This is a genomic window from Pseudomonas sp. RIT-PI-q (genome assembly GCF_001297125.1).
In the GTDB taxonomy this organism is placed as follows: Bacteria; Pseudomonadota; Gammaproteobacteria; order Pseudomonadales; family Pseudomonadaceae; genus Aquipseudomonas.
In genome coordinates, this window is record NZ_LHPC01000053.1 from 61,597 (window position 1) to 74,897 (window position 13,301).

At 60.7% G+C, this 13,301-nt stretch carries 8 protein-coding genes; 2 read left to right on the forward strand and 6 right to left on the reverse strand.

What is annotated here, in order from left to right; genetic code table 11:
• The 6 genes from AEQ67_RS27960 to AEQ67_RS27985 all read right to left on the reverse strand — a co-directional run bounded on the left by AEQ67_RS27960 (position 1) and on the right by AEQ67_RS27985 (position 9,762).
• Positions 1 to 3,240, reverse strand: a complete 3,240-nt coding sequence (locus AEQ67_RS27960; RefSeq protein ID WP_059406991.1) for a transporter substrate-binding domain-containing protein — start codon at positions 3,238 to 3,240, stop codon at positions 1 to 3.
• The gene (locus tag AEQ67_RS27965) at positions 3,241 to 3,867 is read right to left on the reverse strand and encodes a response regulator transcription factor (RefSeq protein WP_059406992.1); all 627 of its coding nucleotides are present in this window, start codon (positions 3,865 to 3,867) and stop codon (positions 3,241 to 3,243) included.
• A 111-nt stretch (positions 3,868 to 3,978) separates the two neighbouring features.
• The gene (locus AEQ67_RS27970; protein WP_059406993.1) at positions 3,979 to 4,383 is read right to left on the reverse strand and encodes a hypothetical protein; all 405 of its coding nucleotides are present in this window, start codon (positions 4,381 to 4,383) and stop codon (positions 3,979 to 3,981) included.
• A gap of 218 nt (positions 4,384 to 4,601) precedes the next feature.
• Entirely contained in the window at positions 4,602 to 7,304 is a 2,703-nt protein-coding gene (gene mgtA, locus AEQ67_RS27975; RefSeq protein WP_059406994.1) for a magnesium-translocating P-type ATPase, read from the reverse strand.
• A 489-nt stretch (positions 7,305 to 7,793) separates the two neighbouring features.
• Positions 7,794 to 9,131, reverse strand: coding sequence for a lysine N(6)-hydroxylase/L-ornithine N(5)-oxygenase family protein (locus AEQ67_RS27980; RefSeq protein ID WP_059406995.1), 1,338 nt, complete (start codon positions 9,129 to 9,131; stop codon positions 7,794 to 7,796).
• Between the two features lie 148 nt (positions 9,132 to 9,279).
• Positions 9,280 to 9,762, reverse strand: coding sequence for a sigma-70 family RNA polymerase sigma factor (locus AEQ67_RS27985; RefSeq protein ID WP_059406996.1), 483 nt, complete (start codon positions 9,760 to 9,762; stop codon positions 9,280 to 9,282).
• 392 nt (positions 9,763 to 10,154) lie between these two features.
• Here AEQ67_RS27985 and AEQ67_RS27990 point away from each other — a divergent pair, with 392 nt between their 5' ends.
• Together AEQ67_RS27990 and AEQ67_RS27995 are read left to right on the forward strand one after the other, a co-directional pair.
• Positions 10,155 to 11,327 (forward strand): efflux RND transporter periplasmic adaptor subunit, encoded by a 1,173-nt coding sequence (locus AEQ67_RS27990; RefSeq protein ID WP_059406997.1) that lies wholly within the window; start codon positions 10,155 to 10,157, stop codon positions 11,325 to 11,327.
• On the forward strand, positions 11,328 to 13,301 hold the full coding sequence (locus AEQ67_RS27995) for a MacB family efflux pump subunit (protein WP_059406998.1): 1,974 nt from the start codon (positions 11,328 to 11,330) through the stop codon (positions 13,299 to 13,301).

Below are 13,301 nucleotides of genomic sequence, written 5' to 3' on the forward strand. Positions count from 1 at the left end.
TCAGCCCTGCCCAAGGTTCTGGTCCAGGCGCGTCATGGCTAGCTGCAACTGATCGACGGCTTCGTCGATCAGTGCCGCGCGGCCCTCAGCGCATGCGTGCTCAAGTTGTTCGCAACACTCGATCAGGCTGACCGCCCGGACCATCAGCGCGCCGCCCTTGATGCGGTGCGCCAGCACCTGAAGGACCTGTCGATCACCACTTGCATGCGCCTGAAGCAGGTCATCCCGATCACTGCGGTTGGTCACGGCCAGATCGCGCAACAATTCATCGATCAACGCACGATCCGCCCCGACGTATCGCTCCAGACCGCTCAGGTCAATCTCAGAGTTTGAAGGTTGTTCGATCACGGCAGGCGATTCGCTGGCAAACCGTGATGCCAGCCAAGTGCTCAGATCTGCCAGCCGGATGGGCTTGAACAGGCAGTCGTCCATGCCCGCCTCCACACAGCGGATCTTCTCCTCGGGCTGCGCATTGGCGGTAAACCCCAGGATCAACGTCGGCGATGCTCCGTCGAAGCGCTCTGCATCGCGGATCGCTCCCGCCAATTCATAGCCACTGACCACCGGCATGTTGCAGTCGGTGATGACCAGATCGAACGCATGCTCGTGCCACTGCGCAAGACCCTGCTCGCCATCCTCAGCCTCGACAACACGATGCCCCAGATAGCTCAGCTGCCGTGAGAGCAACAATCGATTGGCCGGATAATCGTCGACCACCAGAATCGTCAATGCCCGGCCGGGCACCTGCAACCCGATCCCCGGCAACTCACTGCGGGTCAACGGTTGCAACGCGATCAGATCAAGGCTGATATCGACCTGCGTACCCCGGCCGAGGACACTGCCAAGCTGCAATCGACCGCCCATCATTTCGCACAGCGTGCGGCTGATCACCAACCCTAGCCCAGACCCGGTCCGGGCTGATTGCCGGCTATTGCCGGCTTGCACAAACGGGCTGAACAGTCGCTGCTGATCGACCTCGCTGATGCCGATACCGCTGTCTTCAACGCGCACACTCACGGCCAGATGTTCCGGCAAACCGGGCTCCACCCGCAGCGTAAGGCTCACCTCGCCTTCACCGGTGAACTTGATTGCATTGCTCAACAGATTGGACAGCACTTGCTTGAAGCGCGTCGGGTCGATCAACACGTCGCAGTCGCTGTGCTCGCCCAGTTCGACTCGCCACTGCAACTGCTTCTGCCGTGCCAGCCCTTCGAACACCCGGCACACCGATTCGACCAGCGCTCGCAGGTTGGCCCGCTCAGGCGTCAGCGATAAATGCCCGGACTCAATGCGCGCGATGTCCAGGATGTCACCGATCAATGCCAGCAACTGCTGCCCGGCATTGGCCGCCACCTCAATGGCGGAACGGTCGGTGACGCCCTCGTCCGCGCGTTTCTGTGCCAGTTCGAGCATGCCAAGCAAGGCGTTCATCGGCGTGCGGATCTCATGGCTCATGGTCGCCAGAAACGTGGTTTTGGCCCGGTTGGCGTCGTCGGCGGCGTCCTTGGCGTCCTGCAATTGGCCCAGCAAGTGTTGGCGCAGCCGGATCTGCCGGCGCTGATAGGCGATCCAGCCCAGCGCGAGCAACAGCAAGGCGCCGGCCGCCGCGAAGGCCTGGAAAATCTCCTGACGGTGACGCAGCCAATAGCTTTGCTCCACCATCCGGTCATTGCGCCAATACTGGGTTATCTCATCGACTTCATCGGGTGCCAGGCTGAGCAACGCCTTGTCCAGGATCGAGTGCAACTCAGGCGCGTCGCGACTGGTCGCCAGGGTACTGCGGGCGGGGTCGGTGCCGACCGTACTGGTGACTTGCAATCGATCCCGGTATTGCCGGGAAATCATGTAGCGCGCGCCGATCAATGAGTTGATGCCACCGTGTGCCTTGCCTTGGGCGACCATGTCCATGGCCTCTGCCGTCAGCGGTGCATTGACCAGCCTGATCTGTGGGTAATGCTGGCGAATGTATTCGCCGGCACTGTTGCCCTGGGTGACCGCCAGGGTTTTGCCGGCCATTTCATCCAGGGTCGTGGGACTGTCCGGCGCCACGCGAGTCACCAACACATTCGGGCTGGTGAGGAACGGCCGGGTGAAACGCAACTCGGCTTCACGCTCGATACTAGGGCTTATCCCGGCCACCAGGTCGACTTGCCCGGTCCTGATCCACTCCAACATCTCGGCGACTGATTTTGTCGGCCGAATGTCGAATTTCAATCCGGTGCGCAGGCTGATTCTCTCCAGTACATCAGCGCTGATCCCGCGAAATTGGCCTTCTGTGTCGAAGAACGAAATCGGCATCAAATTTTCGTTGATCGCCACCCTCAGGCGCGGATGTTGATCGAGCCAGTGCTGCTCGGCCACGCTGAAGTGCAGCGGTAACGCACCCGCGATGGACGTACCGCTGGCCCCCCATCGACGCAGAATGTTCATTTGCTCGTTGGTCGTTACCGCCGCCAGTGCCCGGTTGACGATCCGCTGCAATTGTCGGTTATCGCGGGCCATGGCAAACGCGAAACGACCGGGCTCCATGCGCGAAAAATCGGCCAGCTGGACGTTGTTGAGGTAGTTTTTACTGATCAGGTAATGGGCGCTGATAGCATCGCCCAGATAGACATCGGCCTTACGAAAGGCGACAGCCCCGACGGCCCCCAGCGTCGACGCAAACAGCTGAACGTCAGCCTGTGGATAAAACTGCTGCACGTTCTGTTCAGGTAAATAGTGGTACAGCATTGCCACTCGCTTGCCAGACAAATCCGGGGCGAGCACCTGAAGTGAATCGGTGCGTGTCACCAGGACCGGTTGATCAATGGCATAGCCACTGGACAGGCATAACTCCGGGTCTTCGGCCTCGTAACTGTTGGCCGTGCCCAGCAGGTCTGCCGTGCCTTGCTTGATCGCTTGTACCGCATCCTTTCGCGATGGATAGCGTTGGACGTCGATCTCCACGTGCAGCAGCTGCTGGAGTAGACCGGCATAGTCTGCCGTCAGCCCCTCGAACGCGTCACCCGAGGTGGTGATGTCGAACGGTGGATAATCCGGAGCAGAAACAGCGAGCACCAATCGGCCCTTTTGTTGCAGCCAACGTGCATCGGCGACCAACAGACTGGCGTGGTAACCCTCCACACTGGAACGTCCCAGCAACGTCAGGGCTTGCGGCTGCGCGCAGACGCTCGATACCCAGAGGCAAAGCCCCGGCAACAGCCACTTTGTCAGGCTGCGCAGGCCTGCGACGATGTTCATTCAGATCAGGTGATTGCGTAGGGCGAAATCCCTCAGGTGCACCGCAGACTTCACTTTGAGTTTGTCGATGACGCGGGTCTTGTAGGTGCTGACGGTCTTGTGGCTCAGGTTCATGGTCTCACCAATCAACTTGTTACTGATGCCACGGGCCAGGTATTGCAGGATGGTCAATTCGCGGTCGGAGAGCGTGTCGACCATTTGCTTTTCGCTGTGTTGCAGCGCGTTCAGCGACACCGAGCTCGAGGGCAGCTGGGCGAAATAGGTATAACCGGCCATGACCGCGTGCACGGCCTTGTGCAAATGCTCCAGGTCATTGGTTTTGGACACATAGGCGGCGGCGCCGGCCCGCATGCAACGTTCCTGGAAAAACAACGGTTCCTGGGACGTAAAGACCAGGACGCGGCACGGCACGTCACTGCTTGCGATGCGTGCCAGTACATCGAGCCCATCGAGCGAAGGCATGACCAGATCCAGCACCACCAGGACCGGCGCATGTTCGCGGATCGTCGGCAGGACCTCGTTCCCGCAGGACGCTTCGTATATCCGCCTGAACCCCTCTTTCATGAGGACGAGTTTGACTGCGGCGCGAACCACCGGATGATCGTCCGCAATCAGCACTGACTTCATGGCAACTCCCTGTGCATAAACACGACATTTTGGGCGATCAATGCCCATGGGGCTGACCCAGGTTAGACGCAGCAGCTGCGCGAAGACTCTTGCATGGAAATCCGGGCGGTTCTACCTGACAGAAATGACAGTAGCGACGAACGGTAGCGGAGGATCAATGATCGCCATCAACCGCTGGACACTTGGCAAATCAGGCAGCGCTCCATGACTCACCTCGACGTTCTGTTCAACACAGATTGGCAGTCGAGCCTGTTGCCCGTGGTAGATCAAGGCGTGATGAACCTGCGGGTGATCGCGCAGAAAATCGAGCAGGTTCAACACCTCGCCCCCGAGCGATGCATTGATCACCACCGCATCGAATGGCTCACTACCGTAGTCGACCAGCGTCAACAGCTCTTCGAGACTGTTCACCGGTGCTATCCGATAGTAGCCGAGGTGGTTGAACAGTCGCTCGACCTTCATTCGGTGAAAATGCTGCTCGTCCGCGATCAGGATACGTAAGGCTTTGTTCGACAACGTGGGCCCCCAGCAGGGTGTCGGATTCGTAGGGGCGCAAGGCTACGGAAGACTCACCGGGCTTGATGTAGGACATTTCCTAAAAATCTGGAGGCTTTATCCGCTGGCCGGCTGCACTTGTAGGAGCTGGCTTGCCAGCGAAGAGGCCATGAGATTCAACATACATGCTGGCTGTTACGCCGCCTTCGCTGGCAAGCCAGCTCCTACAATTGGCAGGATTACTGCCAACCAAACCGGCGGATGTAAAACCCCTTCACCGCCTGGGTCAGTGCCATGTACGCCAGCAGAATCACCGGCAGGAACACGAAGTACAGCGACGGCAGCGCCTGCAATTTGAAGTAGTGCGCCAGCGGCCCCATCGGCAGGAAAATGCCCACGGCCATGATGATCCCGGTCATCACCATCAGCGGCATCGCCGCGCGGCTTTGCAGGAACGGAATCTTCGGTGTGCGGATCATGTGCACGATCAGCGTCTGGGTCAGCAGGCCGACCACGAACCACCCGGACTGAAACAGGGTCTGGTGGTCCGCGGTGTTGGCGTCGAACACGTACCACATCAAGGCAAACGTGGTGATGTCGAAGATCGAACTGATCGGCCCGAAAAACAGCATGAAACGCCCGACATCCGCTGGCTGCCAGCGCTGGGGTTGCTTGAGCATTTCTTCATCGACGTTATCGAACGGGATGGCGATTTGCGAAATGTCGTACAGCAGGTTTTGCACCAGCAGGTGCATCGGCAGCATCGGCAGGAACGGGATGAACGCGCTGGCCACCAGCACCGAGAACACGTTGCCGAAGTTCGAACTGGCGGTCATCTTGATGTACTTGAGCATGTTGGCGAAGGTCCGCCGCCCTTCCAGCACGCCCTCCTCCAGCACCATCAGGCTTTTTTCCAGGAGGATGATGTCCGCCGCTTCCTTGGCGATGTCCACCGCGCTGTCCACCGAAATGCCGATGTCGGCGGTGCGCAGGGCCGGCGCGTCGTTGATGCCGTCGCCCATGAACCCGACCACATGGCCGTTGGCTTTCAGCAGCCGGACGATGCGTTCCTTGTGCGACGGCGTGAGTTTGGCAAAGACGTTGGTGGTCTCGACCGCCACCGCCAGTTGCGCGTCACTCATGCGCTCGATGTCGTTGCCCATCAGCAGGCCTTGTTGCTCGAGGCCGACTTCGCGGCAGATCTTCGCGGTCACCAGTTCGTTGTCGCCGGTCAGCACTTTCACCGCCACACCGTGCGCAGCCAATGCCTTGAGGGCCGGTGCGGTGCTTTCTTTTGGCGGATCGAGGAACGCCACGTAGCCGATCAGCGTCAGGGCCTGTTCATCCGCCAGGCTGTAAGTGTCGCGCCCCTCAATCATCGGCCGCGCGGCCACGGCGACGACCCGCAAGCCTTCGGCGTTGAAGGTGGCGGTGACCTGACGAATCCGCGCCAGCAATTCATCGCTCAGCGCTTCATCGAGTTCGCCGTGACGCACCCGGGTGCACACCGCCAGCACTTCTTCCACCGCGCCTTTGCAGATTAACAGGTGCGACTGATCGCGCTCGGCGACCACCACTGACATGCGCCGCCGGGTGAAGTCGAACGGGATTTCGTCGACCTTGCGAAACGCCGTGCCGACTTTCAGTTCACGGTGGATTTCCACGTGTTCGAGCACGGCGACGTCCAGCAGGTTTTTCAGACCAGTCTGGTAGTAGCTGTTGAGGTAGGCCATTTCCAGTACGTCGTCGGAGTCGTTGCCCCAGACGTCGACGTTACGTGCCAGGAAAATCTTGTCCTGGGTCAGGGTTCCGGTCTTGTCGGTGCACAGCACGTCCATGGCGCCGAAGTTCTGGATCGCGTCGAGGCGTTTGACGATGACTTTTTTGCGCGACAGGAACACTGCGCCCTTGGCCAGGGTCGAGGTGACGATCATCGGCAGCATTTCCGGGGTCAGGCCCACGGCAATCGACAGTGCGAACAGCAGCGCCTCGGTCCAGTCGCCCTTGGTGAAACCGTTGATGAACAGCACCAGCGGCGCCATCACGAACATGAAGCGGATCAACAGCCAGCTGACTTTGTTGACCCCGGTCTGGAACGAGGTGGGCGCACGATCGGTGGCGCCGACGCGCTGGGCCAGGGCACCGAAATAAGTGCTGTTGCCGGTGGTGAGAATCACCGCCAACGCTGTGCCGGACACCACGTTAGTGCCCATGAACAGAATGTTGTCCAGGTCAAGCGGGTTGCGGGTGTCGAGGTCTTGCTGCCGGGGGAATTTTTCCACCGGCATCGATTCGCCGGTCATGGCCGCCTGGCTGACGAACAGGTCCTTGGCGCTGAGCACCCGGCAATCGGCGGGGATCATGTCGCCGGCCGAGAGCACGATCAGGTCGCCCGGCACCAGTTGCTTGATCGGCAATTCGATACGCTGCGCATCCCGACGCATCACCGTGGCGGTGTTGCTGACCATGGCCTTGAGGGCATCAGCCGCTTGGTTGGATTTGGTTTCCTGCCAGAAGCGCAGCAAGGTCGAAAGCACCACCATCGAGAAAATCACAATGGCGGCTTTCATGTCTTCGGTCAGCCAGGAGATGACCGCGAGCAAGGTCAGCAGCAGGTTGAACGGGTTTTTGTAGCAGTGCCACAGGTGGGTCCACCACGGCAGTGGCTGTTCGTGCTCGACTTCGTTGAGGCCGAACTGCGCGCGCAAGGCATCGGCTTCGAGTTCGCTCAAGCCGTCGGTGTGGCTGCCGAGTGTGTCCAGCAGTTGGCCGGTGTCGCTGTTGGCGGCGCTCACCAGGGTTTGCGCCAGGGTGGGCGGCACTTCACGGCTGACCGTGGTGTCGGTGAAGTTTTCCAGCAACGCCAGGCGCCGGAAGTGTCGGGCGATGTGGCGGGTGCGCAGGAATCCGGCGAAGAATTCTTTGAGCAGGGTCAGGTTCATGGCAGTTCCCCCTGGGTCAGCCGGGAAACCGTCGAGCAGGCGTGTCGAAGCGCCGCGATGACGACACACAGTCGAACATCACGCACGGTTCAGCGTCGATGAGAAGGACGTCGGGACACGGACCATGACTGGCCGCGATCGGGATGCCGCTGCTCGCTATTGGGCGAGACAACGGCACAAAAGGCTGCGCGTTATCTTGCCGGGAAGGTGCCGGTTACTGAAACCGGCCGACTACTGTCACTCGAACAAGTACCCACTGTGGGTCTCCGCTATTGATTGAAAACGCGCGAAGCTTACGCCCCGATTTCTGGAGAGTAAACGAAGAAACGGCGTGTGATGGGGGAATCGCGGGGTTCTTCAGGGAGGGTTCAGAATTCTGGTTTTTGAGTGTTATTGAGGGCCTCTTCGCCGGCAAGCCGGCTCCTACAAGGATCCTCGTTTGTAGGAGCCGGCTTGCCGGCGAAGGCGGCCTCACAGCCACCGAAAATCTCAGCTCGCTGTGGCCAACAACAAATCCATCACCGAACGCCCATGCCCCCGCGCCTTGCCATGTTCATACAACGAACCGGCAATCTCATCGGCACGGATCGGCAGGATCGACAACAACGTATCGCTCAAGCCATGGCTCGCCTGGCAGAAGCCCTGCATATAAATGCCGGCCTTGCAGCGCTCGTCCGTGATCAGTTTGTAATTGCGATCCACCTCGAAATCGCCCAGGTACTGCTCCAGCGGCGCCAGCAGTTTGCGGTGCATCTGACGCTCGTAACCGGTGGCGAGCACCACGGCGTCGTAATGACGAACCGTGACTTCACCGGTGGCGTTATTGCGCACCGCCAGTTCGATGCCGCGCTCGGTGGCGGTGGCCTTTTCGATGGTGGTCAGGGTGCGGAACGCATGACGTGCAATGCCCGAAACTTTCTGCCGGTAGAAGATCCCGTAGATGCGTTCGATCAGGTCGATGTCCACCACCGAATAGTTGGTGTTGTGGTACTCGTTGACCAGACGCTCACGCTCGCTGCTCGCCTGCTGGAACACCAGGTCGGTGAACTCCGGCGAGAACACTTCGTTGACGAACGGGCTGTCGTCCGCCGGCTTCAGCGCCGAACCGCGCAGGATCATGTCGACCTGCACCGACGGGAAACTGTCGTTCAAATCGATGAACGCTTCCGCCGCGCTCTGCCCGCCGCCGATGATCGCGATGCTCATCGGCTGGTTGTTCACGCACGGCTGCTGGGCCATCTGCGCCAGGTACTGGGAGTGGTGGAACACCCGGCTGTCACCCTTCAGCGCCTTGAACGCTTCGGGAATGCGCGGCGTGCCGCCGGCACTGACCACCACCGAACGGGTGGTGCGCACGTGCTGCTGACCGTGGCTATCACGGGAAATCACCCGCAGCGCTTCGACCTGCTGGTTGTGCAGCACCGGTTCGATGGTCAGCACTTCTTCGCCGTAACGGCTCTGCGCTTCAAATTGCCCGGCGACCCAACGCAGGTAGTCGTTGTACTCCATGCGGCACGGATAGAAGGTGCCCAGGTTGATGAAGTCCACCAGACGACCGTGGTGCTTGAGGTAATTGACGAACGAATAAGGGCTGGTCGGGTTGCGCAGGGTCACCAGGTCCTTGAGGAAAGAGATCTGCAACTCGCTCTGGGTCACCAGGGTGTTGCCATGCCAACGGTAGTCGGCCTGCTTGTCGAGAAACAGAACATCCAGTTCGCCCTGGCTCGGCCCGCGCTCTTGCAGGGCGATGGCCAGCGCCAGGTTGGAAGGGCCGAAACCGACGCCGATCAGGTCGTGAACGAAGGGCGATGCAATTGCCTGTGTCATTTCCAGTGTCCTCTGGATGAACCCCCGAGCAACGGGGAGTAAGCCTAAGTGACCTGACCGGCCTTGAGCAGGACAGCAGATCGTCTGTTGCTATGGAACGAGGACAATGAAACAAAATTTAATACTGTTTTTTACCCATCAGAACGGATCAATGCGCATCCCATTGCAGCATCCGCACCCGGCAATGCTTCATCGCATTGACGATGTGCTTCTCCACCAGGGCCCGGGAAATACCCAGGTGTTCGGCGATTTCCGGGTGCGACAGGCCGTCGATCTTGCGCAGCAGGAAACTCTCGCGGCACAGCCGTGGCAATTCCGCCAGCGCGCGCTGAAGCATTTCCAGGCGCTGGCCGTGATCGAGGCAGTGATGGGGCGAGGGGGTGAAGTAGCGCTCTTCGTTGTCGAGCACTTCCAGCGATTCCACCTGACGCAGGGCATTGCGCCGATGGTCGTCGATCACCAGGTTGAGCGCGGTGCGATAAAGGAAGGCCCGGGGTTGCTCGATCGGCGTGTCGCTGGAACGCTCCAGTACCCGCAGATAAGCGTCATGCACCACATCTTCGGCCACCTGACGGTTGCCCAGCTTGGCGTTCAAAAAACACACCAGCTCGCGATAGTAGTTTTCCAACATGACTCCCGGCCGCACAGGTGCGGTTTCAATCCTTGAGCCACCTGAACCACCGCCGAAATAGGCAGTGGCACGATAGTGGCAGTTCGAGGCGCGTAATTTATAGTAATTCTCATATAGATTTAAAGTGTTGCTTTGTCTTACCCGATAAATAGTCACCGTTTCACCTGTGGGACCTGTGGGAGCTGTAGGAGCTGTCGAGTGAAACGAGGCTGCGATCTTTTGATTTTAAAAAGACCAAGATCAAAAGATCGCAGCCTTCGGCAGCTCCTACAGGTGTTACGCCATATGTCCGGGGCTAAATTCCCCACTCCTTTTCTCGTTTACAGGACAGCTCCCCGTCCCTATTCATCTGTTTTGAACGACGGGCCGATATTCATTGGCCGGAACCCTGCATGAAACGTCCCCGACAGACCCGACGCGCCCTGCTTGTAGCACTTTGTCTGATCCCCGTTATCGCCGTCGCCGCCTGGCAGATCATCCCGCCCGGCCGCGGGCAATTCGCCACCGTGCAGGTCAGCCGCGCCGACATCGAAAACAGCGTCACCGCGTTGGGCACCCTGCAACCGCGACGCTATGTCGACGTCGGTGCGCAGGCGTCCGGGCAGATCCACAAGATCCATGTGGAAGTCGGCGACGTGGTCAAGGAAGGCCAGCTGCTGGTGGAAATCGATCCCTCGACGCAACAGGCCAAACTCGACGCCGGGCGTTTCTCCATCGAAAACCTCAAGGCGCAGCTCCAGGAGCAACGGGCGCAGCACGACCTGGCGAAGCAGAAATACCAGCGCCAACAGAACCTCAAGGCGGGTGGCGCCACCCGCGAAGAAGATGTGCAGACCGCCGAGGCCGAACTGCGCGCCACCCAGGCCCGCATCGACATGTTCCAGGCGCAGATCCGCCAGGCACAGGCCAGCCTGCGCAGCGATCAGGCCGAACTGGGTTACACGCGGATTTACGCACCGATGTCCGGCACCGTCGTCGCCCTCGACGCCCGTGAAGGCCAGACCCTCAACGCCCAGCAGCAAACGCCGTTGATTCTGCGCATCGCCAAATTGTCGCCCATGACGGTTTGGGCCGAGGTTTCAGAAGCGGACATCGGCCACGTCAAGCCCGGCATGACGGCCTGGTTCACCACCCTCAGCGGCGGCAACCGGCGCTGGAACAGCACCGTGCGGCAAATTCTGCCGGTGCCGCCCAAGCCGCTCGACCAGACCAGCCAGGGCGGCGGCAGCCCGGCCAGTTCGAGCAAAAGCGGCAGCGCCCGCGTGGTGCTGTACACCGTGTTGCTCGACGTCGATAACGCCGACAACGCGTTGATGGCGGAAATGACCACGCAAGTATTTTTCGTCGCCGATCAAGCGAAAAACGTCCTCACCGCGCCGATCGCTGCTTTGCAAACCGGTACTCAAGCAGATATCCAGACCGCGCAGGTCGTCGCCAAAAACGGCCGCATCGAACAACGTGTCGTCCGCACCGGCATCAGTGATCGCTTGCGCGTGCAGATCCTCGCGGGCTTGCAGGAAGGCGATCACTTGCTGATCGGCCCGGCCGACGGGAGTGGCGGCTGAATGCTGACGCCCCTGATCGACCTGCAGGACATCCGCAAAGCCTACGGCGGTGGCGACGCCCCTGAAGTTCACGTGTTGCGCGGCATCGACCTGTCGATCCACGCCGGGGAATTCGTGGCGATTGTCGGCGCCTCCGGTTCCGGCAAGTCGACGCTGATGAACATCCTCGGCTGCCTCGACCGCCCGACGTCGGGCGAATATCGCTTCGCCGGGGAAAACGTCGCCGCCCTCGACAGCGACGAACTGGCCTGGCTGCGCCGCGAAGCCTTTGGTTTTGTGTTCCAGGGCTATCATCTGATCCCGTCCGGCTCAGCCCAGGAAAACGTCGAGATGCCTGCGATTTACGCGGGCTTACCGGCGGCCGAACGCCACGCCCGCGCTGCCGCCCTGCTCAATCGTCTCGGGCTGGCTTCGCGCACCGGCAACCGCCCGCACCAACTCTCCGGCGGCCAGCAACAACGGGTTTCGATTGCCCGCGCCTTGATGAACGGCGGCCACATCATCCTCGCCGACGAACCCACCGGCGCCCTCGACAGCCACAGCGGCGCCGAGGTCATGACCCTGCTCGACGAACTGGCGAGCCAGGGCCACGTGGTGATCCTCATCACCCACGACCGCGAAGTCGCGGCCCGGGCCAAACGCATCATCGAGATTCGCGACGGGTTGATCATCAGCGACAGCGCCCGAGACAACCCCGACGTACAAACCTCAGCCAATCCCGGCGCCCTGCAAGCAGTGGACCTGCGCAAGCGCCTCACCGAAGGCGCCGAAGCCACCGGGGCCTGGAAAGGCGAACTGGTCGATGCCGTGCAAGCGGCGTGGCGGGTGATGTGGATCAACAAGTTTCGTACCGCGCTGACCCTGCTCGGGATCATCATCGGCGTTGCGTCGGTGGTGGTGATGCTGGCCGTCGGTGAAGGCAGCAAGCGCCAGGTCATGGCGCAAATGGGCGCGTTCGGTTCCAACATCATTTACCTCAGCGGCTCGTCACCGAACCCGCGCACACCGTTGGGGATCGTCTCCCTGGACGACGTCGCGGCGGTGGCGAGTTTGCCGCAGGTCATGCGCATCATGCCGGTAAACGGCCAGGAAGCCGGGGTGCGTTTTGGCAACCTCGACCACTTGAGCTACGTCGGCGGCAACGACACCAACTTCCCGGCCATCTTTAATTGGCCCGTGGTGGAAGGCAGCTACTTCACCCAGGACGATGAACGCAACGCCGCCGCCGTCGCAGTGATCGGGCACAAGGTGCGGACCAAGTTGCTCAAGGACGTGGCCAACCCGATTGGCCAGTACATCCTCATCGAGAACGTACCGTTCCAGGTGGTCGGCGTGCTCGCGGAAAAAGGCGCCAGCTCCGGTGATTCCGACAGCGACGACCGCATCGCCATCCCCTATTCCGCCGCTAGTGTGCGGCTGTTCGGCACGCACAATCCGGAATACGTAGCGATTGCCGCCGCCGACGCGCGCAAGGTCAAAGAGACCGAAAAAGCCATCGAACAGTTGATGCTGCGCCTGCACAACGGCAAGAAGGATTTCGAATTGACCAACAACGCGGCGATGATTCAGGCCGAAGCGCGCACGCAAAATACCCTGTCGCTGATGCTCGGCTCGATTGCCGCGATTTCGCTGCTGGTGGGCGGCATCGGCGTGATGAACATCATGCTCATGACCGTGCGCGAACGCACCCGCGAGATCGGTATCCGCATGGCCACCGGTGCCCGCCAACGCGACATCCTCCGCCAGTTTCTCACCGAAGCGGTGATGCTCTCGGTGGTCGGCGGGCTGGCCGGGATTGCCCTGGCGCTGATCGTCGGCGGCGTGCTGATTCTCAGCGAAGTCGCCGTCGCGTTCTCCTTGATGGCGGTGCTTGGCGCCTTCGGCTGCGCCCTGGTCACCGGTGTTGTCTTCGGCTTCATGCCGGCCCGCAAAGCTGCCCGACTTGACCCGGTCACGGCCCTTACCAGTGAATGA

Coding starts and splice junctions, on each gene's coding strand:
- AEQ67_RS27990 (WP_059406997.1), top strand. CDS start 10,155: ATGAAACGTCCCCGACAGACCCGACGCGCCCTGCTTGTAGCACTTTGT.
- AEQ67_RS27995 (WP_059406998.1), top strand. CDS start 11,328: ATGCTGACGCCCCTGATCGACCTGCAGGACATCCGCAAAGCCTACGGC.
- AEQ67_RS27980 (WP_059406995.1), bottom strand. CDS start 9,131: ATGACACAGGCAATTGCATCGCCCTTCGTTCACGACCTGATCGGCGTC.
- mgtA (WP_059406994.1), bottom strand. CDS start 7,304: ATGAACCTGACCCTGCTCAAAGAATTCTTCGCCGGATTCCTGCGCACC.
- AEQ67_RS27965 (WP_059406992.1), bottom strand. CDS start 3,867: ATGAAGTCAGTGCTGATTGCGGACGATCATCCGGTGGTTCGCGCCGCA.
- AEQ67_RS27985 (WP_059406996.1), bottom strand. CDS start 9,762: ATGTTGGAAAACTACTATCGCGAGCTGGTGTGTTTTTTGAACGCCAAG.
- AEQ67_RS27960 (WP_059406991.1), bottom strand. CDS start 3,240: ATGAACATCGTCGCAGGCCTGCGCAGCCTGACAAAGTGGCTGTTGCCG.